This window comes from Sphingopyxis panaciterrae, from assembly GCF_011762125.1.
Lineage (GTDB): Bacteria > Pseudomonadota > Alphaproteobacteria > Sphingomonadales > Sphingomonadaceae > Sphingopyxis > Sphingopyxis panaciterrae.
Genome location: NZ_JAASQN010000006.1, coordinates 280,324 through 306,903, shown reverse-complemented (window position 1 = coordinate 306,903; position 26,580 = coordinate 280,324). Strand labels below are relative to the sequence as shown.

Here is a 26,580-nt window from a genome sequence, read left to right as displayed (position 1 = left end):
GGGGGTGGGTAGCCGCCGAAGGCGGCGCTCTTCCTCTTGCTCGCTGCGCTCGCGACCCACCCCTAACCCCTCCCTAAAAGGGAGGGGAATGTCTCAAATCCACCCCAAAGCTGCCCGCGGGTTTGTCATTGCACCCATCACACAAAGAAAAACCGGCGGCCGTTGGGCCGCCGGTTTTCATCTTATGCCGCTTCCTTCTTGCGCGACGCTTTCTTGCGCTCGTGCGGATCGAGCAGCGCCTTGCGGATGCGGATGTTCTTCGGGGTTACCTCGACCATCTCGTCATCGTCGATATAGGCGATCGCCTGTTCGAGCGTCATGCGGCGCGGCGGGGTCAGGCGGATGGCGTCGTCCTTGCCCGTCGAACGGAAGTTCGTGAGCTGCTTGGACTTCATCGGGTTGACCTCGAGGTCGTCGGGCTTGGCATTCTCGCCGATGATCATGCCCTCATACAGCGCCTCGCCGGGCGAGACGAAGAGGATGCCGCGTTCTTCGAGCGGGCCGAGCGCGTAGGCGACGGCTTCGCCGCTGCCGTTCGAGATCAGCACGCCATTCTTGCGGCCTTCGATCGGGCCCTTGTGCGGGCCATATTTCTCGAACAGGCGGTTCATGATTCCGGTACCGCGCGTGTCGGACAGGAATTCGCCATGATAGCCGATCAGGCCGCGCGACGGACCGCTGAAGGTGATGCGCGTCTTGCCGCCGCCCGACGGACGCATGTCGGTGAGGTCGGCCTTGCGGATCTGCATCTTCTCGACGACCGTGCCGCTATGTTCGTCGTCGACGTCGATGACGACGGTTTCATAAGGCTCGGTGCGCTTGCCGTTTTCATCTTCGCCGAACAGCACCTTCGGGCGGCTGATGCCGAGTTCGAAGCCTTCGCGGCGCATCGTTTCGATGAGCACGCCGAGCTGAAGCTCGCCGCGGCCCGCGACGTCGAAGCTGTCCTTGTCGGCGCTTTCGGTGATGCGGATCGCGACATTGGTTTCGGCCTCGCGCAGCAGGCGGTCGCGGATCATGCGGCTCGTCACCTTGCTGCCCTCGCGGCCGGCCATCGGCGAATCGTTCACGGCAAAGCGCATCGACAGCGTCGGCGGATCGATCGGCTGCGCGGCGATCGGTTCGCTGACGCTGGTGTCGGCGATCGTGTTCGCGACGGTCGCATTGGTCAGGCCCGCGATCGCGACGATGTCGCCCGCTTTCGCTTCTTCGACCGGAACGCGCTCGAGCCCGCGGAACGCCAGCAGCTTCGACGCGCGGCCGGTCTCGATGACCTTGCCGTCCATGTCGAGCGCGTGGATCGCCTGGTTGACCTTGACCGTGCCCGACTGGACGCGGCCGGTCAGGATGCGGCCGATGAAGTTATCGCGGTCGAGCAGGGTCGCGAGGAAGGTGAACGGCGCATCTTCGTCGAGACCCGGCGTCGGGACGTGCGACACGATGGTCTTGAACAAAGGCTCGAGCGTGCCTTCGCGCGCTTCGGGGCTTTCCGAGGCATAGCCGCCGCGGCCCGAGGCGTAGAGGATCGGGAAGTCGAGCTGTTCGTCATTGGCTTCGAGCGCGAGGAAAAGCTCGAATACCTCGTCGAGCACTTCGGCGGCGCGCGCGTCGCTGCGGTCGATCTTGTTGACGACGACGATCGGCTTGAGGCCCAGCGCGAGCGCCTTGCCCGTGACGAACTTGGTCTGCGGCATCGGGCCTTCGGCCGCGTCGACAAGCAGGATGACGCCGTCGACCATGCTGAGGATACGCTCGACCTCGCCGCCGAAGTCGGCGTGACCCGGGGTGTCGACGATGTTGATGCGCGTCAGGTCGGCGCCTTCTCCCCACTCGACGCTGGTGCACTTCGCGAGGATGGTGATCCCGCGCTCTTTCTCAAGATCGTTCGAATCCATGGCGCGTTCTTCGACGCGCTGGTTGTCGCGGAAGGTGCCCGACTGGCGGAACAGCTGGTCGACGAGGGTGGTCTTGCCATGATCGACGTGCGCGATGATGGCGATATTGCGCAAAGACATGCGAAAGAAGCCTTGATGGAAGGGGGCAGCGCCCGTGGCGCCGCGAAACGCCGCGCCCCTAACAGAAGCGATGCTGCGGCGCAACGAAATTGCCGCACGCCGTCATTGCGGACAATCTGTCCAGGTTCGCCGTTCGCGGTATCCGTGGTAGAAGACGGCCGGGCCAGGACAGACTCTCAAACCCGTCCGGCAGGGGAATGGCATCGATGGACGCTCTCGACCCGCTGATTCTCGCGCGTATCCAGTTCGCGGCGAACATCAGCTTCCACATCCTCTTTCCGACGATCACGATCGCGCTCGGCTGGGCGCTGCTCGGCTTCAAGCTCGCCTATAACCGCACGCGCGACGCGGCGTGGATGGATGCCTATCGCCTGTGGGTGAAGATTTTCGCGTTGAGCTTTGCGATGGGGGTGGTGTCGGGGATCACGATGAGCTTCCAGTTCGGCACCAACTGGCCCGGCTATATGGAAAAGGTCGGCAATGTCGCGGGACCGCTGCTGGCCTATGAGGTGCTGACCGCCTTCTTCCTCGAAGCGGTGTTCCTCGGCATCATGCTGTTCGGGTTCAGCCGCGTTCCCAACTGGGTGCACACGATGGCGACGCTGCTGGTCGCCGGCGGGACGACCTTGTCGGCTTTCTGGATCATCGCGCTCAACAGCTGGATGCAGACGCCGGCGGGGTATGAGATACGGGGCGGCGTCGTCCATGCGACCGACTGGTGGGCGATCATCTTCAACCCCTCGATGCCGTACCGGCTGACGCATATGCTGATCGCATCGGCGCTGACCGTATCCTTCCTGATCGCGGGGCTGAGCGCGTGGCGCTGGCTGAGGGACGGCGGCGGCGAGGGGGTGCGGCGGACGTTGAAGGCTGCCGTCTATGCCGCGGCGCTGCTGATCCCGGTCCAGATATTCGTCGGCGACCAGCACGGGCTCAACACATTGGAGCACCAGCCGCAAAAGATCGCGGCGATGGAGGCGAATTGGGAAACGCAGCCGCACGCGCCGCTGATCCTGTTCGCCATCCCAGACGGCAAGGCGCGCACCAACCATATGGAAATCGCGATCCCGTCGGGCGCGAGCCTGATCCTGACACATCATGCGGCAGGCGTCGTTCCGGGCCTCAATGATTATATCGGCAACCACCCGCCGGTCGGCCCGCTGTTCTGGGGCTTTCGGGTCATGGTCGGGATCGGCGTGCTGATGCTGCTCATTTCGTGGCTGGCGGCCTGGCATATCGCGCGCCGCGGCGTCGATGCGCTGCCGCGCTGGCTGGCGCGCCTGCTCGCGCTGATGACCTTTGCCGGCTGGGGCGCGACGCTGGCCGGCTGGTACGTCACCGAGATCGGCCGCCAGCCGTGGCTGGTCACCGGGGTGCTCAAGACCGCCGATGCGGTCGGGCCGGTCGGATCGACGATGGTCGCGAGTTCGCTGACGCTCTACCTCGCCGTCTATGCGGTGCTGCTGACCGCCTATGTCGCGGTGCTCTATCGCCTCGCGCGGCTCGGCAAGGCGGCGCCCGACAGCAAGCCGATGTTTCCGCTGCCGGGGGTCGGCGCCGAGGTTCCCGGGGCCCCTGCCGCGCCATTGGAGGTCAAGCCATGACGCCCTTTTTCGATCCCTGGTGGCTGCCCGTGATCTTCGCCGGGCTGATGGGGCTGTCGATCCTGCTTTACGTCATCCTCGACGGATACGACCTTGGTGTCGGCATGCTGACCCGGCTTGAGAAGGACGAAGAGCGCGACCTGATGGTTGCGTCGATCGGCCCCTTCTGGGACGCGAACGAAACATGGCTGGTGCTCGGCATCGGGCTGCTGCTCGTCGCTTTCCCGGTCGCACACGGGCTCATCCTGACGCAGCTTTACCTGCCCGTCGTGCTGATGCTCGTCGCGCTGATCCTGCGCGGCGTGTCATTCGAATTTCGCGCCAAGGCCCCGCCCGAGCACAAGCATCGCTGGGACCACGCATTCTTCGCGGGATCGCTGCTCACCGCGCTCTGCCAGGGCTATATGCTCGGCGCCTATGTGCTGGGGTTCGACCAGAGCTTCGCTGCGGTGCTGTTTTGCCTGCTCGCGGCCCTGGGCCTTGTTGCCGGCTATCTGTTCGTCGGCGCCTGCTGGCTGATCTACAAGGTCGAGGGCGATTTGCAGCAACGCGCCGTGCGCTGGGCCGAGGTGACCCTGTGGCTGACCGCGCTCGCGATGGCGATCATCTCGATCGCGACGCCGCTCCTGTCGACACGCATTTTCACTCGCTGGTTCCGCTTGCCCGAGATTATCGCGCTGCTGCCGATCCCGATCGCCTCGGCAACCTTGTTCGTCGGCCTTGCCATCTTCCTCCGCCGGCCGCTGCGCCCGAAGGACGAGCTGTCATGGGTGCCGCTCGCGACCGCGGGCATATTGTTTGCGCTGGGCTTCGTCGGCATCGCCTACAGCTTCTACCCCTATTTGATCGCCGACCGGCTCGACATCTGGCAGGCGGCGGCGAGCCCCGAATCGCTCAGCATCATTCTGATCGGCGCGCTGTTCGTGCTGCCGGTGATATTGGGATATTCGATCCTGTCGCACTGGATTTTTCGGGGCAAGGCGACGCACCTCAGCTATGAGTGAGTGCGGAGGGGTCTATCGGTTTTGGGGTGGATTCGAGACATTCCCCTCCCTTTTAGGGAGGGGTTAGGGGTAGGTCGCGAGCGGAGCGAGCAAGAGGAAGCGCGCCGCCTTCGGCGGCTACTCACCCCCAGCCCCTCCCTAAAAGGGAGGGGAGAAGAACATCCGCAATCGGCCGCTTTCGCCCTCTCCCTCGTCATCCCGGGCTTGACCCGGGATCCCGCTTTTTAAGGTCATCCGGCAGTTTTCGACATCAAGCGGGACCCCGGGTCAAGTCCGGGGTGACGATGATGGATAGGGCGGCAACCAGCCGTTCGCCGCTATTCGTCACAGCATCGCCACCAGCTGCTCGGTCTGTTGCCCCGCTGTCCGCGCTGCCCGGGTCAGGTTCGTCTGGAAACTGCCGCCGCTGTCGCCGTTCGCTTCGTCGGTCACCGCCTTGATCGCTGCCCATGGCTTGCCCAGCCGCGCCGCGGCCTGCGCCACCGCGCCGACCTCCATGTCGACGAGCGTCGCGCCGAGCGATTGGAGATCGGCGGCGGCATCGGGGCAGGCGATGAAGCTGTCGCCGCTGGCGATCCGCGCGTGCGGCAGGCCGAGGCCCGGATCGGACATCGCGGCGAAATGCGCGCCGGGCGATTCCGGGCCCGGCTCACCCATCGGCCAGTCGCCGGCGCGATAGCGGCGAAAGCGGCCGGGATGGGTCGCGCCATAATCATGCTGCACCGCCTCGGCGAGCCAATAGGCCCCCGGCGCGGCGCCGAGCGCGCCGCAGGTGCCGGTCATCAGCAGCATATCGGCATCGGCGCCAAACAGGCCGGCGGCGAGCGCGGCGTTGACCTTCCCCAGCCCGCAGGTCGCGATGGTGAGATCATGGCCGTGCGCCGCGAGGCGCCGGACCGCGAAGGCTGCCGCCGTGCATATCCCGGCGCCGGGAAATACGGCATCGGCCTCTTCAGACAGCGCGGCGAGGATCAGGATCGCGGACAGCGGAGTCGCCCTTTCAGTTGCGGGCCGTGGCGGCGGCGCGCCGTTCGAGCCAGATGTCGGCCACGATCTGGCCGCTGTCGTAGCTGACGAGCTTGCTGTTCAGGCATTTATGCGCCTTGGCCGGGTCCGTGCTGTCGACATGATCTTCATCCTTGAACAACGAGCGGAGGCTGCCCTCGCTTTCGGGGATCAAATGGGTCATTTCGTGCGCCAGCGTTTCGATCATCTGCGCCTGACGCCGGGGGGCGCCCGACGCCCAGGCGGCAAAGCGCTGCTTGCGGATCGCGATCGCCGGATATCCCAGATTGGTGACGGCTTCGGCCTGCCACGGCTTTTCAGCAACGACCGAGAAGGGGGTGCGGGGCGGCACCAGCGCGGCGATGACCGCGGCGCCGGTCACCGGCTTGCCCGGCATCTTGTTGCTCAGGCAGTCGGCAAGCCATTCGGGTTCGCGTTCGATCCGCCGCGAAAATTCGGGATCGGCGAGGATATCACAGACGTCCGCCAGCGCCGCGAGCAGCGCCGCGCTCCGTTCGGCGGACAAATTCTGTATCCCACCGCGGGGCAGGGCGCGGTCGTCGCGGCGCGGCGATAATCGCTCGCCGCCGGCGCGCGGAAACCCGACCAGACACCGAACGGCCCCGCAAAACCGCCGAGCAGGACCAGCGCGATCAGCGCCAATCCGATACGATATTGCTGCTTCATCACCGCCCCCGCTTCCCCTGGCACCGAAATGACACAGCGGCGGACGCGGGGCAATCCCGTGCGGTCCGGCTTTGCGTGCGCTTGCGCCGCGGCCGCCGATCGCCCATCACGCCGTTTGATGCTCGCGCGTATCTTTCCCGACCGCTTCGTCCCCGTGCTGTTCGTGACGATCCTGCTCGCGAGCCTGCTGCCGGTGCGCGGCGCGGCGGTGCCGGTGGCGCAGGCTGTGTCGACCGCGGCGGTCGTCTTCCTCTTCTTCCTGAACGGGGTGCGCCTGCCGCGGGACGAAGTGCTGCACGGCATCCTGGGCTGGAAGCTGCAGGGCGGCGCGCTCGCCTTCTGCTTTGGCGCCATGGCGCTGTTCGGGCTGGCGGCGCAGGCGGCAACCGCGCCGTTCGTGCCCGCGGCGCTCGCGCTCGGCTTCCTCTTTCTCGGCATCCTGCCCTCGACGGTCCAGTCGGCGGCGGCGTCGAGCAGCATGGCGGGCGGCAATGTCGCCGCCAGTGTCGTCGCTGCGGCGCTGCTCAACCTCGTCGGGGTCGGCGCCTCGCCCTTGCTGTTCGCGGCGCTGGCGGGCAACGCGGGCGAAATCCACAGCGACGGGGTGCTGCGGATCGTGGCGATCCTGCTGCTGCCCTTCCTCGCGGGACAGGTCGCGCAGCGCTGGCTGCGCCCATGGGTCCTCGCGCATCGGCCGCTCGTCACCATCCTCGACCGTACGACGGTGGCGATCGCCGTCTATGTCGCCTTCTCCGCCGCAGTGGTTGCCGGGATATGGCAGTTGCTCGACGCGCGCGAGGTCGGCGTCATATGCGCCGCGGTCGCGGCGTTGCTCGCGCTATCCTTTGGCGGCGCGTGGACGCTCGGCGGGCTGCTCGGGCTGCGCCGTCCCGACCGCATCACCCTGCTTTTCGCGGGGGCGCAGAAAAGCATCGCGGTCGGGGCACCGCTTGCCTCGACGCTGTTTCCGCCCGCCATCGCCGGCATGGTGCTGGTCCCGATCCTCGTCTATCATATGGCGCAGCTGATCTTGTCCGCATGGATTGCGCCGGCGCTGCGCGGCGACGAAGGTGTGGTGCTTGAATAACACAGGTCCGCGTGCCATATAGGCGGCGGCCCAAATCCTCTCTTTGGGGGCTGGAAGGAAGACGAATGAGCGAATTGACCGCAACGGCGACCGCGACCGACGAGCTGAAGCTGACCCCGCCCGATCCCGTGCCTGCGGTCGCGCCCGAAAAGGCCGCCGGCCTTGTCCCGCTGTCGACCGAACAGAAGTCGAAGCTGGAGGAACGCGTCGACGGCTTCATCGACGATCTCGTCGCGCAGGACGTCAATTCGCCCGCCTTCGGGCAGAAGGTCGACCAGATCACCAACATGGGCCGCAAGGAAATGCTCGAAGCGGCGAACCAGTCGAACCGCTTTCTCGACCGCCCGATCAAGGCGATGGACCGCGACACCGACATCGGCCAGAATCTGATCGAACTCAGGAATACGGTCGAGCGGCTCGATCCGTCGGCGAATGGCAAGCTGCTGAGCAAACGCGGATTCCTCGACAAGATCTTCGGCGGCAAGGTGAGCAATTATTTCGCGCAATATCGCAGTGCGCAGACGCATATCGGCGGCATCCTGACCGCGCTCGCCAATGGCAAGGACGAATTGTTGATGGATAATGCCGCCATCGACGTCGAGCGGCGCAAGCTGTGGGAAGCGATGGGCAAGCTGGAGCAGATGGTCCATATCGCGCAGACGCTGGACGAGAAACTCGAAGCGAAAGCGATCGAACTCGACGGCGTCGATCCCGCCAAGGCAAAGGTGATCCGCGAAAATGCGCTCTTCTATGCGCGCCAGCGGACGCAGGACCTGCTCACCCAGATGGCGGTGACGGTGCAGGGCTATCTGGCGCTCGATCTGGTCAAAAAGAATAATGTCGAGCTGGTGAAGGGCGTCGATCGCGCGAGCACGACCACCGTCGGCGCCCTGAAAACCGCGATCACCGTCGCGCAGGCGATGACCAACCAGAAATTGGTGCTCGAACAGATCACCGCATTGAACACGACGACCGCGAACATCATCGACGGCACGTCGAAGATGCTGAAGGACAATACGGCGCGCATCCACGAACAGGCGGCGTCGAGCACGATTCCGATGGAGACGCTCCAGCGCGCGTTCCAGAATATCTATGACACGATGGACGCGATCGACACCTTCAAGCTGAAGGCGCTCGACAACATGAAGACCACCGTCACCACGCTGGAGGGCGAGGTCGCGAAGTCGAAGGGCTATATCGCGCGCGCCGAAGGGGCGAGCCAGGCGCAGGCGAGCGTCGGCGGCGCCGACAGCCCGCTCGCCGCGCTCGAAGGTTAGGCGTACGATGACGATGAGCGAGGTCGACAAGGTCCGGCTTTCGGCGACATCGGCGATCGAGCGGTCGCGGACACGGCGACGCCCGATCGGCACCAAGAGCGTCGCGCTGCGGCGCCAGCATCTCTACAAGAAGCTCGGCCGGATGCTGATCGCGGCCGGGGTGGTGCTGATCGGCGCGGCGGTGTTCGGCGCGCTGATCCAGCCGCTCGGCTTCACCGGGCTGCTGGCGCTGTTCATCCTGCTGATCGGGGTCGCGGTGCTGTTCGGCCGCTCGCCCTTTCCCGAACCGCGCCAGGCCGACCTGCCCAAGGCCGATCTGAAGCAGCTCGCGGGGCGCACCGAAATCTGGCTCGAGGCGCAGCGGCCTGCCTTGCCGGCGCCGGCGCGCCAGCTCGTCGACGGCATCGGCGTCCAGCTCGACCTGCTCGCGCCGCAGCTCCAGACGCTCGATGCGGCGAGCCCCGCGGCAGCGAATATTCGCAAGCTCGTCGGCGAAGACCTGCCCGAACTCGTCGCCGGCTATCAACGCATCCCGGCGGGGCTGCGCGGCGAAGCGCATGCCGGGCGGACCCCCGACGAAACGCTCGTCGGCGGCCTCAAGACGCTCGAAAGCGAGATCGGCCACGCCGCGCGCAGCCTCGCGGCAGGTGAACTCGATAAACTTGCGACGCGTGAACGCTATCTCCAGCTCAAATATCAGGGGCTGGAAGGTGACGAGACGCCGGGGGCCTAAATTCCGTCATAGCGAGCTGGCGCTGGGTCTCATTACGCTAGAACGTCATGTCATCACGTTCTAAAGCCCCTCGCCCGCGACCCAGTGCGCGTTGACCAGGCGGCGGGCGAGCGCGCTGACCTGGATGCGGATGTCAGGAACCGCGACGACTTCCCACAGGTCGCCGCGCGTCATCGGCCCGATCGCGAGGATATGTTCGGACGCGCGGCCCTTCGCATCGACGATATGGCCGTCGCGGTCGATGTCGAGCCCGAGGCGCAGCGCGTCGGGCCGGATGCGCCCCGCCGCGAGCATGCGGCGAACGAGCGGGTCGGACGAGCGGAGCAGGTCGCCCTGCGGCCCGGTGCAATTGATCATCCGCGCGCCGCGCCATGTTTCGATCCGGTCGGTGCCGCGCGGGCGCCAGTCGACGGCGAGCGCGTCAGGATCGGCGCGGACACCCGCGATCTTGCCGGCATGATATGCCAGCTGTCCCGACGCGACGAGCGCGTCGATGCGATCCGCCACCTCGGGCGCGAGCCGGTGGCGGTGGACGTCCCAGAAGGGGCGCATATGGCGCAGGAAGCGCGCGCGCTTTTCGGCATCGGCCGACGCCCACATCATCTGGGTGATCGGGCGGATCGAATCGACGGCGAGCCGCCAGTCCTGCTGCCGGGCTTCGCCCCGCGCCCAATGCACCAGTTCGGACAGTTCGGGCGCGGGCTTGGCCAGCACCGGCCGCGGCCGCGGCAGCCCGTCGAGATGGCGGTGGGGGCGCAGCCCGCGCCGCGACAGAGCGGCGATCGGCCCGGTAAAGCCGTGCGCGGTCAGCCGCAGGATGACGTCGACCGCGGTCAGCCCGGTGCCGATGATCAGCACCGCCTCGTCGTTCGCCAGACCTTCGGTGAAATCGCCCGCCCACGGATCGCCGATGTAGCGATGCGACGGCAGCCCGGTGCCCGCGATGGCGGGCGGATCGTGCGGCGGCAGGTTGCCGATCGCGAGCACCGCGCGGTCGGCCTCGATCAGCCCGCCGTTGACGAGCCCCAGCGTCACCTGTCCGCCGCGCTCCGCGATATCGAGCACTTCGTCGTCGACCAGCTTCAGCCGCCGGCCGTAACGCTCCATCGCCGCCGCCAGCGCCTCGCGCAGATAGCGGCCATAGGTGGCGCGGGTGACGAAGGCGGCGTCGCAACCGAGCCCGCGCGAGGCGAGCCAGTCGCAGAAATGGTCGGGCCGGTCGGCAAAAGCGCTCATATTGCCCGCGCGCACGTTGAGGAGATGCGCGCTTTCGCTGCTGCTATAGGCGACGCCGGCCCCCATCCGGTGGCGGTCGCGTTCGATCAGCAGCACCTCGACATCGGCCTGTTCGAGCAGGTTCAAGGCGAGCATCGTGCCCGAAAAGCCCGCCCCGACGATCGCGACGCGCGTCGCGGTGCGAAAGCGCGGGCGCGGCGAGTGAAGTTCGGTGGTGATCAGGTTCACCGGGTAACCACGTCGCCGGAGACGGTCACCCGTTCGAGCAGCCGGTGCTCGGGCCAATAATCGCCGACCGCATAATGCTGGGTCGAGCGATTGTCCCAGATGCCGATTGCATTCGGCGTCCAGCGGAAACGCACCTGATATTCGGGCACCTTGATCCGGTCGAAGAGCAGGCGGAGCAGGCTGTCGCTTTCCTCCTCGGGCAGGCCGACGATGCGGCTGGTGAAGGTGTAATTGACGTAGAGGATCTTCTCGCCCGTTTCGGGATGCGAGCGCACCACCGGGTGGCGCACCGGCGGGAAGTCGCGGGCGAGCTGTGCCCGCTTTTCCTCGGTCACGCGGCCGCCGAAACTGCGGACGATGTCATGTTCGGCCTCCAGTCCCGCGATGCGGTCCTTCACCGGCTGCGGCAACCCGGCATAGGCGGCGGCGGTGTCGGCCCACATCGTGTCGCCGCCAAGCGGCGGCAGGATGCGCGCGCGCAGGATCGAGGCGATCGACGGCCGTTCGCGAAAGGTCACGTCGGTGTGCCATTTATTATAGGCCTGGAAGGGCGCGAGCGTCTCGGCGGTGAGTTGCACGCCTTCGACGCCTTCGATGCGCAGGATTTCGGGATAGCCGTCGACCGACGGGATCACCGGATGACCTTCGAGCTCACCAAATAGCTCGCCGAGCCGGACATGGCTTTCATGGCTGATATCCTGGTCGCGGAAGAAGACGACCTTGAAGCGCAGCCACGCGGCGCGGAGCAGGTCCGCCTCGCCGGAAGAAAGCGGGCGGTCGAGGTTCAACCCGCTGATTTCGGCGCCGATCGCCGGGGTTGCGGGGATGATCGCGACCCCCAGCGAGCGGGCGGTTTCGAACAGGTCGGGCGCGTGAAGCTGGGTGGCCATGGGCGATCCTTTCGGCACGGAAAGACGGTTTGGCTCGGTCGACTCGGACTACGTCCCGATGTTCGAGATATAATTCAACTGATTTGATTGACAAGTGTCGCGCGACAGTCCGCACCGCATCCGCGACTGGCCGCAGGGCGAGCTCGCCTCGTTTTGCCGCTGCTACCCGCCCAGCGGCGGGGCGCCGGTGACGGCGATCATGCGTTCGCCGTCGATGACGATCGGGCTGGCGACGCCGTCGATCGATGCGCCTTCGGGGCGGAAGCGCAGGCCGCGGGCGATCACCTGCGGGTCGGCGAACACCCCCGCCATGTCGTTGATCGGGCCTGACGGCACGCCTTCGGCTTCGAGCGCGAGCGACAGCGGCTGCGCATCCCAGGCCGCGATCTTCGCCGCGAGTAGCGGGATCAGCTCGGCGCGGTTGGCGAGTCGCGCGGCATTGTTGAAGAAGCGCGGATCGTCGCCCCATTCGGGCATGCCGAGGATCGCGCACAGCTTGCGATACTGGCTGTCGTTGCCGACCGCGATGACGAGCTGGCCATCGGCGGTCGCGAACACCTGATAGGGCACGACATTGACATGGCCGTTGCCCATGCGTTTGGGCACGATCCCGCTCGCCAGATAGTTGGCGGCCTGGTTGGCGAGTACCGCGACCTGGCTGTCGAGCAGCGCCATGTCGATATGCGCGCCCGCTCCGGTGTTATCGCGGCGCCGCAGCGCGGCGAGGATCGCGACGGTCGCATACATGCCGGTGAAGATGTCGGCATAGGCGATGCCCGCCTTTTGCGGTGCGCCGCCGGGCTCGCCGGTCAGCGACATGAAGCCGCTCATCGCCTGGACGATATAATCATATCCCGCGCGATGCGCATAAGGGCCGGTCTGCCCGAAACCGGTCACCGAACAAACGATCAGCCGCGGGAAATCGGCGCGCAGCCGCGCAGGATCGAGGCCATATTTGACCAGCCCGCCGACCTTGTAATTTTCGATGATGACATCGGCGTCGGCGAGCAGCGCGCGCACCGCCGCTTGGCCCTCGGCGCTGGCGATGTCGATCGCGACGCTTTGCTTGCCGCGGTTGCAGCTGTGATAATAGGCGGCGCCGAGATTCGCACCGTCGGCACCCGTTACGAAGGGCGGACCCCATTCGCGGGTGTCGTCGCCGGCGCCCGGCCGTTCGACCTTGATCACCTCGGCACCAAGGTCGGCGAGCAATTGCCCGCTCCACGGCCCCGCGAGCACGCGCGCCAATTCGACGACGCGAATGCCCGCCAGCGGCTTCGGCGCCGGTTCGCGGTCAGGCAAAGGCGGCGATACCCGTGATCGCGCGGCCGAGGATCAGCGCATGGACGTCGTGCGTGCCCTCATAGGTGTTCACCGTCTCGAGGTTCACCGCGTGGCGGATGACATGATAGTCGGCCGAAATGCCGTTGCCACCGTGCATATCGCGCGCGATGCGGGCGATATCGAGCGCCTTGCCGCAATTGTTGCGCTTGAGCAGGCTGATCGCGTCGGGGACGAGCCGGCCGTCGTCGATCAACCGCCCGACGCGCAGCGCGGCCTGCAATCCGAGCGAGATTTCGGTGAGCATATTGGCGAGCTTCAACTGGACGATCTGGTTCGCCGCGAGCGGGCGCCCGAACTGCTTGCGCTCGAGCGTGTAATTGCGCGACGCCTCGTAGCAGAATTCGGCGGCGCCCATCGCGCCCCAGCCGATGCCATAGCGCGCACGGTTGAGGCAGCCGAACGGGCCTTTCAGCCCCGAGACATGCGGGAGCAGCGCGTCTTCGCCGACCTCGACCCCGTCCATCACGATCTCGCCGGTGATCGAGGCGCGCAAGGACACCTTGCCCTCGATCTTCGGTGCCGACAGGCCCTTCATGCCCTTTTCGAGCACGAAGCCGCGAATCTCGCCATCGTGCGCCTCCGACTTCGCCCAGACGACGAAGACGTCGGCGATGGGCGAATTGGTGATCCACATTTTGGCGCCCTTGAGGCGGTAGCCGCCTGCGATCTTCTCGGCGCGGGTGCGCATGCTGCCGGGGTCGCTGCCCGCGTCGGGCTCGGTCAGGCCGAAGCAGCCGACCAGTTCGCCCGAGGTCAGCCCGGGGAGGAACTTCCGCTTCTGTTCTTCGCTGCCATAGGCGTTGATCGGATGGATCACGAGCGAGCTTTGCACCGAGCAAGCCGAACGATAGCCTGAATCGACGCGTTCGACTTCGCGCGCGATCAAACCATAAGAGACATAATTGAGACCCGCGCCGCCATATTCGGGATCGATCGTCGCGCCGAGCAGGCCGAGTGCGCCCATTTCGGACATGATCTCGCGGTCGAATCGCTCGTCGAGGAAGGCCGAGGTGACGCGCGGCAGCAATTCGCCCGTCGCATAAGCGCGCGCGGCGTCGCGGATCATCCGCTCTTCTTCGCTCAGCTGATCGTCGATCTGAAGCGGGTCGAACGGGTCGAGCGCTTCGATGCGCTGCGGATCGGCGAGGGCCATGGTCACGGGCTTTCTCTGGCAAGCGAACGCCCGGCGGGCGGCGCGTTAAGGTCTGAACGGCCGGTTTTTGCCGGCCTAAGGGGCGGTCGCAGCCGGTCGGCGACCGGCGATCGCGGCAGGCGGGCTGTCGCGCGGTTCCAATATCGCCGCGGTTTCGATCAGGTCAAGCGCGCGGCGTGCCTCGTGATAGCGCCCCGCATCGATCAGCCATTCGCCGGCGGCGTCGACGCCGGGCATCGCCTTGACCTCGGTGATCGCCTTGTCGGCCTGCCCCGCGGCCAGATAGCGGCGCGCGCGGTCGAGCCGTTCCGACGCGCGCGTCGATTGCGTCCCCGCCGCGCGGACGACGAACAATTCGCTGATTTCGCGGCGCAATCCGGTCCACAGGCTGCCATTTCCCTCGCTGCGCCCGACGAGTTGTGGCGCCAGCGCGTCGAGGTCGGTGCGCAATTGTTCGAGCGTTACCGGCTCGCGCGAGGTTTCAATGATCGTCTTGACCGCATTGGGCTGGTCGTCGCCGAAACGCAGGCGAAGCTGCGCGTCGAGATAGCCGAGCGACAGCCCGCGATCGAGCGCGCGGCGGACGGCGAAGGCGACGAGCAGGCCCTCGGCGCGCGACGCATTGCCCGACGCCGATTCGGCTTCGAGCGTGATGCGCGACAGGCGCTGTTCGAGTTCGGCGACGCGCGCGGCGAGCGCATTGGCGCCGTCGATCGGGGCGACCGCCATCACGGGCTGGCCCGCGGCGGCATCCGGCTCGGTCCCCCCCACGATCGCCAGCGCGGCGTCGGGCATCGCGGTCTCGATCGCCTTTGTCACCGGCGCATTGCCCCGGTCCGCGAGCAGGCGATTCATCGTCCAGCCACCGCCCACGACGCCGACGAGGAGCAGGATGAACGCGCCGATGGCGAGTGTGCGGAACGATAGCTTCCTCGCCGGAGCCTCGCCCCCGATGGGCGAGGACGTGTCGATGCTGTCGATTGGCATGTGTTTCTTTCGAACGACCCTATTTGCCCCCCTTGTGGCACAAAGCATGCGCCTCTGCCAACATTGCCGCGTCGTCGGGGCGGTCGGAAATCGCGATCATCGCCCAGCCATCGCCCGCCGCTGCGGCGGCTTTGGCGCTGATTGCGACGAGTTTCAGATGCTTACGCGCCACGCCGGCCAGATCGGCAATCCGCGCCGCGCCGCGCGTCGAATGTGCCAGCAGCACCGCGGGGGCCGCGATCAATCGGGGCCAGCCGGCAGGCGGCGGGACGGGATCGACGGCGTAGCAGGGCAGGCAGGTGAGCCACGCGCCGCGCGCATCGAACGCCGAACGGTCGCGGCCGCAAAGCCACAGGATGCGGCCGATGGCCTGCGCCGCCATGGCGTCGAGCAGATCCTGCGCGTCGCTTTCCCCGGTCATCGCGACCGACAGCCCCGCCCCGCGCGCGGCCTGGGCGGTTGCGGCGCCGACCGCATGCACGGGGAGCGCCGCGAGCCGGCCGAGATCCGCGCCGGCCAGCCGCACCGCCTGCGCGCTGGTGAGCAGCATCGCGTCGAAGTCCGCCGGATCGGGCGCGGTCCATGACAGGGCATGGGCGGCGAACAGTGGCATATGATGCGCATCGAGCCCTAGCGTCGCCGCGCGCGCCACCGTCGCCGCGCCGCCCGGATCGGGCCGCGTGACGATCAGCGGCAGGCCGGTCATGCCGCGAACAGCTGCCGCACCGATTCGGGCGCTTCGCCGAGCAGGCGGCGGGCCAGGTCGCCTGCGGCATCGGCGATCGTCATCAGCGTATGGCCCGCGACATGCCCGGCACCATCGGCCGAATAGATTTCGGCGTCGAGCCGCAGCGTGCCGTCGCCCCGCCAATGCGCATGCGCGGCGACGGGTGAACGGCAGTCGCCGCCGAGCGCCGCCAGAAAGGCGCGCTCGGCGGCGACTGCGGCATGGGTCGGCGCATGGTCGACCGCCGCAAGCAGCGCGCGCGTGGCGGGATCGTCGGCGCGGCACTCGATGCCGATCGCGCCCTGCGACGCGGCGGGCAGCAGCAAGTCGATCGGTATCACCGCGCCGATATCGTGCATCGCGAGCCGGTCGAGCCCTGCGGCGGCGAGCAGCGTTGCATCGACATCGCCCGCCGCGAGCTTGCCAAGCCGCGTTGCGACATTGCCGCGCAGCAGCGCGGTTTGAATGTCGGGGCGCAGCCGCCGCACCTGCGCGGCGCGGCGCGGGCTGCTCGTCCCCAGCCGCACGCCCTGCGGCAGGCCGGCGATCGTCGCCCCCTCGATCCCCTCGCGCGTCACCAGCCGGTCGCGCGGATCGGCGCGTTCGAGCATCGCGATGAGCGCGAAGCGCGGATCGCGCAGCGTCTCGACATCCTTCAGCGAATGAACCGCGATGTCGATGCCGCCGGCATCGAGCGCGGCGTCGAGTTCGCGCGTCCACAGCGCCTTGCCGCCGACCTCGGCAAGCGCGCGGTCCTGGATCCGGTCGCCGGTCGCGGTCATCGGCACGATTTCGAGCGCGGCGAGGTCGAGCGCGTGCGCCGCGACAAGCGCCGCAGCAGCTAAATTCGCCTGCGCGAGCGCGAGCGGCGAGGCGCGCGTGCCGATACGCAGCGGACGAGCGGGGGTGGGAAGCGGGATCGAAGCCATGCGCGCTGCTAGCGCGGCTTGCCCTCGGGATAAAGGGGCGGGTAAAGGGCGCGCGACAATATGACCCTGATCCTTGGCCTCGAATCGAGCTGCGATGAAACCGCGGCGGCGCTTGTCGATAGCGACCGGCGCGTTCTGGCGCATCGCGTCGCGGGGCAGGAGGCCGACCACGCGCCTTTTGGCGGGGTGGTGCCCGAGATCGCGGCGCGCGCGCATGTCGACCGGCTGGCGCCGATCGTCGAAGGCGTGCTGAAGGACGCCGGGGTGACGCTGAGCCAGGTCGATGCGATCGCCGCGACCGCGGGGCCGGGGCTGATCGGCGGAGTGATGGTGGGGCTGGTCACCGGCAAGGCGCTCGCGCATGCTGCGAACAAGCCGCTGATCGCGGTAAACCACCTCGAAGGCCATGCCCTTAGCCCGCGCCTCACCGACGCAACCCTCGCCTTTCCCTATCTGCTGCTGCTCGTCTCGGGCGGCCATTGCCAGTTGCTGCTCGTGGGCGGCGTCGGCAACTATCGCCGCCTCGCAACGACGATCGACGACGCGGCAGGCGAGGCGTTCGACAAGACCGCGAAGCTGCTCGGGCTCGGCTATCCTGGCGGCCCCGCGGTCGAGCGCATCGCGAGGGACGGTAATCCCCGCGCCGTGCCGTTGCCGCGCCCGCTGGTCGGCAGCACCGAACCGCATTTCTCCTTCGCGGGCCTCAAGAGCGCGGTCGCGCGCGCCGCGGCGAGCGGTGAGCATGGCGTCCCCGACCTCGCCGCCTCGTTCCAGCAGGCAGTCGTCGACTGCCTCGTCGATCGCAGCCGTATCGCGCTCGCCGCCTGCCCCGACGCGACCGCCTTCGTCGTCGCGGGCGGGGTGGCGGCCAATGGCGCGATCCGGGCCGCGCTCACCGAACTCGCTGCGCGCTTCGACAAGGCTTTCGTCGCGCCGCCGCTGTGGCTGTGCACCGACAATGGCGCAATGATCGCCTGGGCGGGCGCCGAGCGTTTCGCCGCCGGGCTCACCGACCCGCTCGACGTCGGCGCGCGTCCGCGCTGGCCGCTCGATCCCGCAGCAGAGGCCGTCCGCGGCGCCGGAGTGAAAGCATGACGTCACATTTTTCGAATTTCGGCGTGGTCGGCGGCGGCGCGTGGGGCACCGCGCTCGCGCAGTTGCTCGCCGCCGAAGGTGCGCCGGTCCGGCTGTGGGCGCGAGAGGACGACGTGGTCGCCGCGATCAACGTCGAGCATCGCAACCCGCTGTTCCTTCCCGATGCCGCGCTGTCGCCGTCGCTGACCGCCACCGGCGATCTTGCCGATCTGGCTGCGTGCGATGCATTGCTCGTCGTGGTGCCTGTGCCCTTCCTGCGCGCGGTGCTCGCCGAACTGCCTCCCGGCGACGCGCCGCTGATCTTCTGTAGCAAGGGCATGGAAGCGGGCAGCTTCGCCTTTCCGATCGACATGGCGCGCGAGCTGGCGCCCGGCCGCCGGCATGCGGTGTTGTCGGGGCCGACGTTTGCGCACGAAGTCGCTGCCGGGCTGCCGACCGCGATCACGCTTGCCGCCGATGATGCCGCGCTCGCGGCGAGCATCGCGCAGGCGCTCGCCCGCCCGCATTTCCGGCCCTATGCCAGCACCGACGTCATTGGCGCCGAAATCGGCGGGGCGATCAAGAATATCCTCGCGATCGCATGCGGCATCGTCGATGGCGCCGGGCTCGGGCTCAATGCGCGCGCCGCGCTGATCAGCCGCGGCTTTGCCGAAATGACGCGGTTCGGGCTGGCGCGTGGCGCACAGGCCGAAACGCTCGCCGGCCTGGCCGGTCTCGGTGACCTTGTCCTCACCTGCACCTCGTCCAATTCGCGCAATTTCGCGCTCGGGCAGGGGCTGGGGCGCGGCGCGGCGGCCGAAACCTTGATGGCCGACCGCCGCACGGTGGCCGAGGGAGCGTTCAGCGCACCGGTCGTCGCGGCGGCGGCGCGCGCCGACGGCATCGACATGCCGATCACCGACGCCGTCGCGCGGCTGGTCGCGGGGGAAATTCGCGTCGCCGACGCTGTTCAGGCGTTGCTCAGCCGGCCGTTGCGAACCGAGGGCCAATGACCCTGCCCGTTCAAGCGATCCTGTCCGCACCGCTCACCATTCAATTGCCTGCCCCCATCCGCCGCGCTAGACTAGGCGCAGCGGATCAGCAGAAGGGGCGCCAGGCTTGAGCCAGACGGATAGCGCAGCCGCGCCCCAACCATCTTCGGCGTCCTCCGGCACCACGCAACAGGATGCCGATGCCGCCGCGCTGGCCAAGGGCGGGCGCACCAATTTCCTCGGCTTCATCATGCGCCTCGTCGCGCGCCTGCCGTTCCTTTATGTCGCCGGCCGCTGGTACGGGCCCGAGGCGGTCGGGCGCTTCGCCTTCGCGGTGCTCGTCATCGAACTTGTCGCGCAGCTCGCGACCCTGGGGCTGAAACGCGGCCTCGCCGAGCAGTTGAGCGCGCCGGGTGCCGATCACCGCATCGTCGTGTGGGACGGCATGTTCGTCGCCTTCCTCGCCTCGGCGGCCGGATCGGCGCTGCTCTTCCTGCTGCCGCAGTTGATGTTCCCCGCGGGCGAACTCGACGGCACCGACCGCTGGATGGCGCTGCTCGTCTTCGCCATCGCGGGCACCGATATCGCGCTTGCCGCCTGCGCCTACCGCTTCGATATCGGCGCGACGGTGCGCGCGCGCGCGATCGTCGAGCCTTGGGTGATCAGCGCCGCGGCGGCGGGTTTCTGGTTCGTGTCGGTGCGCGACGGGCTGATGCTGTCCTATGCCACCGCGATGGTCGGCGCCTTTCTGACCGCGCTGATTCCGATGATCCGCCATTATGGCGGGCCAGGCGTCTGGCGGCCGCACCCCGCGCATCTGATCGCAGTTGCGCGGCGCAACGCCCCGCTCGCCGCCGCGGACGCGATCGAATGGGGCACGCGCCGGCTCGACCTGTTCATCCTCGGCCAGTTCACCTCGCCGACGATCTACGGCATCTATTATATGGCGCAGCAGGTCGCCTCGCTGCCGCAGAAGCTGAAGACCAGCTTCGAGCCGATCCTTGGCCCGGTGATCACGCGCAACCTGGCCGAAAACCGCCTTGCCGCCGTGGCGGCGCAGGTCAGTCAGGTCGGTTTCTGGATCATCGCGGCGCAGGCGGGGGTCGCGCTCGCGCTCGGCATCCCGGGCGAGGCGGTGATGGGGCTGGTCGGCCCGCAGTTCGTCAGCGGCACCGGCGCGCTTGCCTTCCTGCTCGCCGCCGAAGTCGTCGCGGCGACAGCGGTCGTCAGCGAAGCCGCGCTCGTCTATGTCGCGCGCCACCGCAACCTCGCGATCAGCCTCGCGACGCTGGCGCTGCAGGCGATCCTCAGCGTCGGGCTGATCCTGATCGCCAAGTCGATGGGGCTGCACCCGATTTCCTATGCCGTCGCGGTTGCCGGCGCGCTGATGCTCGCGCTCGGCTTTGCGTCGGTAGTCAAGGCGCGGCTGCTGGCGCGGATATTGAAAGCGCCGGTGAACAGCCTGCGCTGGGCGCTCGTCTGGGCGACGGGGGGAGCCGCGGTACTCGGCTGGGGCGCGACGCAGCTTCCCGAATGGGCCGAACTGCTGATCGGCGTTCCCTTCATCCTCGGCATCTATGCTTGGCTGATCTGGACGCGCGGCTTCGGCCCCGCCGACCGCGCGCTGTTCGCGAAGCATCCCGAGGCCGCGGCGGCCGATTGAGGCGGGGCGCGTAGCTTCGACAGCCATGGGGGCTGGCGCGGCGCCGCTGGGTCCGCCATGCAGCGATCATGACCGATGAAAAATCCGCGCCGCTGCTGAAGGACATATTGGGACCCGCGGCGCTCGCGGTGATCGCCGATGCGGGGACGGCCGCATCATCGCGTTTCGATCGCACCGCTTTCATCGCCGCCGCCTCGCGCGGGCTCGATGCGCTGTCGATCATGGAGCGGGTGCGCCATATCGCCGACGCGCTTCCGGCGGCGCTTCCCGCGGATTATCGCGCCGCGCTGGAGGTCCTTCACGCGATGGCGCCGCGGCTGACCCATGGTTTTCAAGCCGTCGCCCTCACCGAATATGTCGCGCGATACGGCCTCGACGATTTCGCCGCGTCGATGGACGCGCTTGCCGGACTGACGCGCTTCGGGACCGCCGAATTCGCGATCCGTCCCTTCCTTGCGCGGGACGCCGCAGCGACGCTCGCGGTGATGGCGCGGTGGAGCCATGACGAAAACGAGCATGTCCGCCGCCTGGCGAGCGAAGGCTGCCGGCCGCGCCTGCCTTGGGCGGCGCGTGTGCCCGCGCTCAAGGCCGATCCGACGCTCGGCGCGCCGATCCTCGAAACGCTGCAGGCCGATCCGAGCCCTTATGTCCGCAAATCGGTCGCGAATCATTTGAACGACATCGCCAAGGATCGGCCCGCTTGGGTGCTCGACCGGCTGGGCACCTGGCCGGCCGACGACCCGCGCACCGCGTGGATCATTCGCCACGCGCTGCGCACGCTGATCAAACAGGGCGACCCGCGCGCGCTGGCGCTGATCGGGGTGCGCCACGGCGCGGCGGTCCGCGTGACCCGTTTTGCGGTCGAACCGCAGGCGGTGCGGCTCGGCGATAGCGTCACGATCGCCGCCGACCTCCTGTCGACGGCGACGGAGGGCCAGAGGCTGGTCGTCGATTATCGCATCCATTATGCCCGCGCGGGCGGCAAGACCGGCGCCAAGGTGTTCAAGTTCAAAAGCTTCGACCTCGCCGCCGGCGCCGCCGCGGCGCTCGCGATCCGCCAGATCATTCGCGACTTCAGCACCCGCCGCCATTATCCGGGCCGCCACGATGTCGAACTGATCGTCAATGGCGAGACGATGGCGCGCGCGGCTTTCGATATCGCGCCCGCGTCCTGACCGTCAGTCCGCGGCGATCAACGCCGCGCGTTTTGCCGGGTGGCGCGCGACAGCAGCGCCATGGCGGCGAGAGCGCCGAGGCTGGCGAAACCCAGCGCTTCGACCAGCCCATAGCCGGAACCGAAGTTGATGCAGGCAAGCATGGTGGCCAGCGCGAGCATCGACCAGCCCGCTCTTTTGAGTATCCGGGCGCGCCGCTTCGGCAGCGCGCGGCCGAACAGGGCGGGCTGATGGCGCGCGACGCTGGCACACAGACAGGCGAAGCCGGCGGCGGTCAGGAGGAGGAGCGCGAGGTCGATCATGCCGGGGCGGTGTTCCGCTGCGGGCGCCGGCCCTCTGCTGCGCCGCGCGCGCGCCGGACGATGCGGCGATGCGCGGTCCAGAAGCCCGCGGCGAGCGCGAGCATGGCGAGATCGAAGCCGGCGAATATCCATTCGCCCGCGGCGATGCTGTGGAAAAGATTGCGGCCGGTGGTCAGCGCGCTGACGATCGGCACCGCGGCGAACAGCAGCACGGTGACGGCGGTCGTTTCGGCCCAGGCGCGTGGTGACGGGCGCACCGCCGCCCAGATGAAGGCGGCCAGCCAGGCGAGAAACAGGCTGTCGATTTCCCAGTCGCCGCGCCCGGCCAGCCCGACGGGCAGCAGGCGGTTGGCAAGGAAATAGATGGCGATGCCGAGCGGCAGCCCGACGATCGCGCCGATGTTGAGCTTTTCGACGAGCTGGAACCCGAAATGCGGCTTGTCGGGATCGGCGAGGCGCGGTCGCCGCTTGACCGTCCACAGGATAAGCCCCGAGGCGATCATGACGCAGCCCGCGATGCCCGACAGGAAATAGAGGCCGCGCAGGATCGGCTGCGCATAGCGCCCGGCATGCAGGCCGATCATCACCCCCTCGGTAGCGGTCGCGGCGCCCGACGGATCATGGGCGCTGACCAGCCGGCCGGTCGCGCCGTCGAAGGTCAGCGAACGCGGGCGTGCCGACATATTGCCGTCGACGCCGCTCGATACGATCACCTGTGCGCTCCGGTCGCCGGGATTGAGGACCCGGACGCCGCCCGCCGCCATGCCCCAGTTCCGCTCGGCCGCAGCCACCATCGGGCCGATCGGCGCGAGTTTCGCGGCGCCGGTCTTTTCGGGCGGCGAGGGGTAGGGGAAGGCGGCAGCGTAGAATTTTTCGGTATCGGCATAATTGGCTGCGATGCCCCACGGCATATAATGCGTCGCCAGCGACACCAGCCCGGTATAGGTCATCATCAGCACGAAGGGCAGGAACAACACGCTCGACGCATTATGAACGTCGAGCCAGCTGCGCTGCCCCTTGCCCAGCCGCAGCATGAAATAATCGGTGATGATCTTCTTGTGCGTGATGATGCCCGAAAGGATCGCGACCAGCATCGCCATCGCCGCAATGCCGACCAGCCACCGCGCCCAATACCAGTTGATATAATGCAGGTCGTAGTGGAAGCGGTACAGGAAATAGCCGCCCTGCGTTTCGCGCGCCTTCACCTCGCGGCCTTGCCGGTCGAGCCGTGCCTCGGTCGGCGCATCGGCGGGCGCGTCGGGGCCGTTCGTCCAGTAAAGCTGCAGGCCGGGGGCGCGCTTGCCGGCCAGAAAGATTGACCATTCCTGGGCGTCCGGCGCCTTATGCTGGACCCAGTCGGCGGCGGCCGCGAAGCTCTTGTCGCTGGCTACGGCGGCGCTCCCGATTTCGGGCGTCATCCACTGGGTGATCTCTTCCTGATAATAGGCCGAGGTGCCGGTGACGAAAATCGCATAAAGCAGCCAGCCGAGCACCAGCCCCACCCAGGTGTGGAGCCACGCCATCGATTGGCGGATCCCGCCCTTCACAGCCGGCCGCCGGTCAGGACGAGCAGCCAGTCGGCGAGCGCGAACGCCAGGCCCGCGCCGATCATCGTCAGCCACAGCTTGCCCACCGACTGCACGGTAAAGCACAGCATCGCGACGACGGCGAAAATGGCAAAGCACAGTGTCGTCGCGCCGATCGACGCCTGCGCCGGGCTGCCGGGCAGGATGCGCGCCACGAAAATCGTGGCGAGCGCGGTCAGCGCATAGTTCAGCGGCACCGCGGCCACCGTCCGCAGCGCCACGTCGCGCCGATTCGCCCGCACCGATTTACCAGCCGCCTTTGCCATGGCGGCCCCTCTCGCAATGATGCGAATAATTTGCAATAGCGTAATTTATCCGCCCGTGGCGGCGATCTGAAAATATGCCGCTCGGGAGGGAGCCGGAGGCAGCCCGGGCCGTCCCGGACCGCCCCCCGCCGGTCAGAAGCCGATCGTGGCGCCGGCGCCCGCGGCGATCTTTCCATTGCCTGCGGTGCCGGCATTGAAACGGAACTGCGCATTGTCGCCCGCGCGCGCGATCAGCGCGAGCGAGAAGGCGACGCGGCCGTCATAGGTGCCGGTGCCGAAACCGATGCCGAAATTTTTGTCACCGTCGAGCGCCGGGACCGAAGCCAGCGCGGTGGCGATCGCGACGCCCCGGCTCGCCATGCGATCGATCCGGCGGATGTCGAAATCATGCTGCGTCACCCGGTCCTCGAGGATGTTGACGCGGCCCCCGATGGCGTTGACGTTGTTCGTCAGCGCGGTCAGTTGCGACATGTTGACTGCGTCGGCCGGGGCGACGCCGGCCGAGACGTTGACGATCCGGCGCGTCGCCGCGGCGGTCCCTACCGATACCGTGGCCGCCTCATCGGCGACCGATCCATTGCCGAGCGCGACGCTGTTTTCGGCGGTCGCCGCTGCGCCATTGCCGATCGCGACCGCGCCGTCGCCGGTTGCGGTATTGGCATTGCCGATCGCGACCGCGCCGGTCCCCGTCGCACTGTTGTCGGCGCCCATCGCGACCGCCCCGGTGCCGGTTGCGACATTGGGATCGCCGATGGCCACCGCGCCGTTGCCGGTCGCGACATTGCCCGCGCCGATCGACACCGCCTTGCCGCCCAGCGCCTGCGCCCCCGCGCCCATCGCGACCGACTGATCACCGCTCGCGACGCTGTCGGTCCCGATCGCGATCGCGTCGGCACCCGTCGCCTGCGGCACGGCGCCGCTGCCGTTCGCCTTGACGTATTTGCCGTTGGCGAGCGCGGTGTTGGCGGTCGCCTGCGCATTGTTCGCGGACGTCTGCGCGGTCCTGGCGAGCCCCTCGATCCGCGCATCGCCCTGGTCGGCATAGTCCTTCGCTTCGGCCACCGCATCCTCGGTGCCCTGTTCGATCGAGGCCACCACATCGGCGCCCAGCTTGCTCATCGTCACCGAGCCATCCTGGAGGTTGCGCGTCGAAACCGATCCGTCAGCGAGATCCTCTTCAACAATGGTTCCGTTCGCGATCTTTCCGCTGGTCACCGCATCGGCGGCCAGCTTGTCGCCCGTCACCGTGGCGTTGGCCAGGTCGACGCCGCGCACGCTGCCATCGACGATATTGCTGCCGGCGACGGCGTTGCTTGCAAGGTCGAGGAAGCCCACCGATCCGTCGGCGATCTTCGCCCCGGTAACCACGCCATTGCCGAGATCATCGGTGCCGATCGATCCGTTGGCGATCTCGGCGCCCGTCACGGCATCAAAGGCTATGTCGTCGGTGCCGATCGACCCGTCGGCGATATTGTAACCGGTGACCGAACCTTCGCCTAGGTCTTCATTGGTGATCGATCCGTTGGCGATCTCGGCGCCTGTCACGGCGTCGAAGGCGATGTCGTCGGTGCCGATTGACCCATCGGCGATCTTGTCGCCGGTGACCGAACCTTCGCCGAGGTCGTCATTGTCGATCGTTCCGTTGCAGATGATTTCGTCGCGTCGCTCGGCGGTGTCGACGGTGAAGGGGTCAAGGCCGATGAGATCGATGGTGACGGTCGAACCGCAATAGGTCCCCGCCTGCGCCGGCGCAGCAAAAGCGACGGGCATGGCCGCGACGCATGCGACGCCGAGCAGATATTTCGATTGCCTGTTCATGGTGATATCCTCTTTTTGAATTGCGATGGGCGAAGGCAAAACGGTGCAATATGCTGCGTTTTCAGTGGCCTTCCGCAAGGAGACGGATTTTGCCGGCCGAGACCGACACGCCGCCCCAAAAAAAAGCTGCCGGGCCGCGAAGCCGCAGCGCGCTTTGCTCGGTTCGGGGCCGAGCGGCGCATGCTCGCCAGCCTCGATCATCCGCGATCGCGCGGCGGGCCGACGGCGGGTGCCGCTATTTGATGATGGGCTATGTCGAGGGGCAGAAAATCAATCGCTGGTGCGCCGACCTCGTTACCCGCCTCGGCCTGTTCCTCGAACTCCGCGACGCGAGCGACGGTTTTGATTTATGTCCGGCTCCGGGCGTTTCCCGCCACCCGCCCTCATCCCGGCTTTCCCCGCGATATGCCCGCGAGGCAAAAGCCGATTGCGAAACCGCCGCGTTCCGCTATGGGCGAGCGCCGTAAGGGCAATTCCTTACATGATCGCGCCGGTGCCCGAGAGGGCTTAATATGGGAACGCGGTGAGAAGGCCGGTCAAAGGCCCTCGAATCCGAGGCTGTCCCTGCAACTGTAAGCGGTGAGCGAGATGCCGGGACCCGAGCGAACTCGGGCCAGCCACTGGGGTAACCTGGGAAGGCGTGCATCGAGCCTTGACCCGCGAGCCAGGAGACCTGCCGGCGTGGGTCGCTCAATGCCTCGGTCCAGGAGAAGGCCAAGGCACGGGATCTTCCGTCGAGCGACGACCAAGCGGCTGGAGCCGCTTCGGTGCAGGGGGTGCGGGCGTATTCGCCCGCCC

Annotated in this window: 24 protein-coding genes and 1 riboswitch; of the genes, 10 read left to right on the top strand and 14 right to left on the bottom strand. The window is 67.6% G+C overall.

Translation table 11 applies throughout. From position 1 onward, the window contains the following. Positions 1-182: 182 nt before the first annotated feature. A complete protein-coding gene (gene typA, locus FHR22_RS19425; RefSeq protein WP_166945318.1) occupies positions 183-2,015 on the bottom strand; it encodes a translational GTPase TypA in 1,833 nt (610 codons plus the stop codon). Positions 2,016-2,221: 206 nt separating this feature from the next. On the opposite strand from typA, the gene FHR22_RS19420 reads away from it, so the two are divergent. Then, positions 2,222-3,619 (top strand): cytochrome ubiquinol oxidase subunit I, encoded by a 1,398-nt coding sequence (locus FHR22_RS19420; RefSeq protein ID WP_166945317.1) that lies wholly within the window; start codon positions 2,222-2,224, stop codon positions 3,617-3,619. Further along, complete coding sequence (locus tag FHR22_RS19415) at positions 3,616-4,623, top strand: cytochrome d ubiquinol oxidase subunit II (RefSeq protein WP_166945316.1); 1,008 nt, start codon at positions 3,616-3,618, stop codon at positions 4,621-4,623. The genes FHR22_RS19420 and FHR22_RS19415 overlap by 4 nt, the downstream gene beginning before the upstream one ends. 324 nt (positions 4,624-4,947) lie before the next feature. On the opposite strand, the gene FHR22_RS19410 is transcribed toward FHR22_RS19415, so the two are convergent. Next, on the bottom strand, positions 4,948-5,544 hold the full coding sequence (locus tag FHR22_RS19410; protein WP_341786972.1) for a 5'-methylthioadenosine/S-adenosylhomocysteine nucleosidase family protein: 597 nt from the start codon (positions 5,542-5,544) through the stop codon (positions 4,948-4,950). Positions 5,545-5,623: 79 nt separating this feature from the next. Beyond that, positions 5,624-6,154, bottom strand: a complete 531-nt coding sequence (locus FHR22_RS19405; RefSeq protein WP_166945315.1) for a hypothetical protein — start codon at positions 6,152-6,154, stop codon at positions 5,624-5,626. Positions 6,155-6,433: 279 nt separating this feature from the next. Between FHR22_RS19405 and FHR22_RS19400 the strand changes: the two genes are divergently transcribed. From FHR22_RS19400 to FHR22_RS19390, 3 genes are all read left to right on the top strand, one after another. Further along, positions 6,434-7,402 (top strand): bile acid:sodium symporter family protein, encoded by a 969-nt coding sequence (locus tag FHR22_RS19400; protein ID WP_166945314.1) that lies wholly within the window; start codon positions 6,434-6,436, stop codon positions 7,400-7,402. 65 nt (positions 7,403-7,467) lie between these two features. After that, entirely contained in the window at positions 7,468-8,679 is a 1,212-nt protein-coding gene (locus tag FHR22_RS19395; RefSeq protein ID WP_166945313.1) for a toxic anion resistance protein, read from the top strand. Positions 8,680-8,686: 7 nt separating this feature from the next. Beyond that, a complete protein-coding gene (locus FHR22_RS19390) occupies positions 8,687-9,412 on the top strand; it encodes a hypothetical protein (protein ID WP_166945312.1) in 726 nt (241 codons plus the stop codon). Positions 9,413-9,472: 60 nt separating this feature from the next. Here FHR22_RS19390 and FHR22_RS19385 read toward each other — a convergent pair whose 3' ends face one another. The 7 genes from FHR22_RS19385 to hemC all read right to left on the bottom strand — a co-directional run bounded on the left by FHR22_RS19385 (position 9,473) and on the right by hemC (position 16,906). Next, complete coding sequence (locus FHR22_RS19385) at positions 9,473-10,876, bottom strand: FAD/NAD(P)-binding protein (protein WP_341786962.1); 1,404 nt, start codon at positions 10,874-10,876, stop codon at positions 9,473-9,475. Beyond that, positions 10,873-11,766 (bottom strand): TauD/TfdA dioxygenase family protein, encoded by an 894-nt coding sequence (locus tag FHR22_RS19380; protein ID WP_166945311.1) that lies wholly within the window; start codon positions 11,764-11,766, stop codon positions 10,873-10,875. Before FHR22_RS19380 ends, FHR22_RS19385 begins: the two co-directional genes overlap by 4 nt. A gap of 162 nt (positions 11,767-11,928) precedes the next feature. Next, positions 11,929-13,068: a CaiB/BaiF CoA transferase family protein gene (locus FHR22_RS19375; protein WP_243853864.1), complete on the bottom strand. Its 1,140-nt coding sequence runs from the start codon at positions 13,066-13,068 to the stop codon at positions 11,929-11,931. After that, positions 13,061-14,263, bottom strand: a complete 1,203-nt coding sequence (locus tag FHR22_RS19370) for an acyl-CoA dehydrogenase (RefSeq protein WP_166945352.1) — start codon at positions 14,261-14,263, stop codon at positions 13,061-13,063. The genes FHR22_RS19375 and FHR22_RS19370 overlap by 8 nt, the downstream gene beginning before the upstream one ends. A gap of 75 nt (positions 14,264-14,338) precedes the next feature. Next, positions 14,339-15,250, bottom strand: coding sequence for an MICOS complex subunit MIC60 (locus FHR22_RS19365; RefSeq protein ID WP_166945310.1), 912 nt, complete (start codon positions 15,248-15,250; stop codon positions 14,339-14,341). Positions 15,251-15,269: 19 nt separating this feature from the next. After that, positions 15,270-15,956, bottom strand: a complete 687-nt coding sequence (locus FHR22_RS19360) for a uroporphyrinogen-III synthase (RefSeq protein ID WP_166945309.1) — start codon at positions 15,954-15,956, stop codon at positions 15,270-15,272. Next, the gene (gene hemC, locus FHR22_RS19355) at positions 15,953-16,906 is read right to left on the bottom strand and encodes a hydroxymethylbilane synthase (protein WP_166945308.1); all 954 of its coding nucleotides are present in this window, start codon (positions 16,904-16,906) and stop codon (positions 15,953-15,955) included. The genes FHR22_RS19360 and hemC overlap by 4 nt, the downstream gene beginning before the upstream one ends. 60 nt (positions 16,907-16,966) lie before the next feature. Between hemC and tsaD the strand changes: the two genes are divergently transcribed. From tsaD to FHR22_RS19335, 4 genes are all read left to right on the top strand, one after another. Then, a complete protein-coding gene (gene tsaD / locus FHR22_RS19350) occupies positions 16,967-18,001 on the top strand; it encodes a tRNA (adenosine(37)-N6)-threonylcarbamoyltransferase complex transferase subunit TsaD (RefSeq protein WP_166945307.1) in 1,035 nt (344 codons plus the stop codon). Then, positions 17,998-18,993 (top strand): NAD(P)H-dependent glycerol-3-phosphate dehydrogenase, encoded by a 996-nt coding sequence (locus FHR22_RS19345; protein WP_166945306.1) that lies wholly within the window; start codon positions 17,998-18,000, stop codon positions 18,991-18,993. The genes tsaD and FHR22_RS19345 overlap by 4 nt, the downstream gene beginning before the upstream one ends. 106 nt (positions 18,994-19,099) lie before the next feature. After that, positions 19,100-20,635 carry a lipopolysaccharide biosynthesis protein gene (locus FHR22_RS19340; RefSeq protein ID WP_208417809.1) on the top strand — a complete coding sequence of 512 codons (1,536 nt, stop codon included), beginning with the start codon at positions 19,100-19,102 and terminating at the stop codon, positions 20,633-20,635. Positions 20,636-20,703: 68 nt separating this feature from the next. Next, positions 20,704-21,810: a DNA alkylation repair protein gene (locus FHR22_RS19335; RefSeq protein WP_166945305.1), complete on the top strand. Its 1,107-nt coding sequence runs from the start codon at positions 20,704-20,706 to the stop codon at positions 21,808-21,810. 17 nt (positions 21,811-21,827) lie between these two features. Here FHR22_RS19335 and FHR22_RS19330 read toward each other — a convergent pair whose 3' ends face one another. The 4 genes from FHR22_RS19330 to FHR22_RS19315 all read right to left on the bottom strand — a co-directional run bounded on the left by FHR22_RS19330 (position 21,828) and on the right by FHR22_RS19315 (position 25,782). Then, on the bottom strand, positions 21,828-22,112 hold the full coding sequence (locus FHR22_RS19330) for a DUF3325 domain-containing protein (RefSeq protein ID WP_166945304.1): 285 nt from the start codon (positions 22,110-22,112) through the stop codon (positions 21,828-21,830). Next, a complete protein-coding gene (locus FHR22_RS19325; protein ID WP_208417808.1) occupies positions 22,109-23,635 on the bottom strand; it encodes a PepSY-associated TM helix domain-containing protein in 1,527 nt (508 codons plus the stop codon). The genes FHR22_RS19330 and FHR22_RS19325 overlap by 4 nt, the downstream gene beginning before the upstream one ends. A 20-nt stretch (positions 23,636-23,655) precedes the next feature. Then, positions 23,656-23,964 (bottom strand): hypothetical protein, encoded by a 309-nt coding sequence (locus FHR22_RS19320; RefSeq protein WP_166945302.1) that lies wholly within the window; start codon positions 23,962-23,964, stop codon positions 23,656-23,658. Between the two features lie 132 nt (positions 23,965-24,096). Further along, a complete protein-coding gene (locus FHR22_RS19315; protein ID WP_166945301.1) occupies positions 24,097-25,782 on the bottom strand; it encodes a YadA family autotransporter adhesin in 1,686 nt (561 codons plus the stop codon). Positions 25,783-25,871: 89 nt separating this feature from the next. On the opposite strand from FHR22_RS19315, the gene FHR22_RS19310 reads away from it, so the two are divergent. Further along, a complete protein-coding gene (locus tag FHR22_RS19310) occupies positions 25,872-26,249 on the top strand; it encodes a hypothetical protein (RefSeq protein ID WP_166945300.1) in 378 nt (125 codons plus the stop codon). A gap of 7 nt (positions 26,250-26,256) precedes the next feature. Next, positions 26,257-26,477, top strand: a riboswitch (cobalamin riboswitch). The last annotated feature ends 103 nt before the right edge of the window (positions 26,478-26,580 follow it).

Coding starts and splice junctions, on each gene's coding strand:
- tsaD (WP_166945307.1), top strand. CDS start 16,967: ATGACCCTGATCCTTGGCCTCGAATCGAGCTGCGATGAAACCGCGGCG.
- FHR22_RS19335 (WP_166945305.1), top strand. CDS start 20,704: ATGACCGATGAAAAATCCGCGCCGCTGCTGAAGGACATATTGGGACCC.
- FHR22_RS19370 (WP_166945352.1), bottom strand. CDS start 14,263: ATGGCCCTCGCCGATCCGCAGCGCATCGAAGCGCTCGACCCGTTCGAC.
- FHR22_RS19345 (WP_166945306.1), top strand. CDS start 17,998: ATGACGTCACATTTTTCGAATTTCGGCGTGGTCGGCGGCGGCGCGTGG.
- FHR22_RS19315 (WP_166945301.1), bottom strand. CDS start 25,782: ATGAACAGGCAATCGAAATATCTGCTCGGCGTCGCATGCGTCGCGGCC.
- FHR22_RS19395 (WP_166945313.1), top strand. CDS start 7,468: ATGAGCGAATTGACCGCAACGGCGACCGCGACCGACGAGCTGAAGCTG.
- FHR22_RS19360 (WP_166945309.1), bottom strand. CDS start 15,956: ATGACCGGCCTGCCGCTGATCGTCACGCGGCCCGATCCGGGCGGCGCG.
- FHR22_RS19330 (WP_166945304.1), bottom strand. CDS start 22,112: ATGATCGACCTCGCGCTCCTCCTCCTGACCGCCGCCGGCTTCGCCTGT.
- FHR22_RS19400 (WP_166945314.1), top strand. CDS start 6,434: ATGCTCGCGCGTATCTTTCCCGACCGCTTCGTCCCCGTGCTGTTCGTG.
- FHR22_RS19390 (WP_166945312.1), top strand. CDS start 8,687: ATGACGATGAGCGAGGTCGACAAGGTCCGGCTTTCGGCGACATCGGCG.
- FHR22_RS19325 (WP_208417808.1), bottom strand. CDS start 23,635: ATGGCGTGGCTCCACACCTGGGTGGGGCTGGTGCTCGGCTGGCTGCTT.
- typA (WP_166945318.1), bottom strand. CDS start 2,015: ATGTCTTTGCGCAATATCGCCATCATCGCGCACGTCGATCATGGCAAG.
- FHR22_RS19380 (WP_166945311.1), bottom strand. CDS start 11,766: ATGGCCACCCAGCTTCACGCGCCCGACCTGTTCGAAACCGCCCGCTCG.
- FHR22_RS19365 (WP_166945310.1), bottom strand. CDS start 15,250: ATGCCAATCGACAGCATCGACACGTCCTCGCCCATCGGGGGCGAGGCT.
- FHR22_RS19420 (WP_166945317.1), top strand. CDS start 2,222: ATGGACGCTCTCGACCCGCTGATTCTCGCGCGTATCCAGTTCGCGGCG.
- FHR22_RS19415 (WP_166945316.1), top strand. CDS start 3,616: ATGACGCCCTTTTTCGATCCCTGGTGGCTGCCCGTGATCTTCGCCGGG.
- hemC (WP_166945308.1), bottom strand. CDS start 16,906: ATGGCTTCGATCCCGCTTCCCACCCCCGCTCGTCCGCTGCGTATCGGC.
- FHR22_RS19320 (WP_166945302.1), bottom strand. CDS start 23,964: ATGGCAAAGGCGGCTGGTAAATCGGTGCGGGCGAATCGGCGCGACGTG.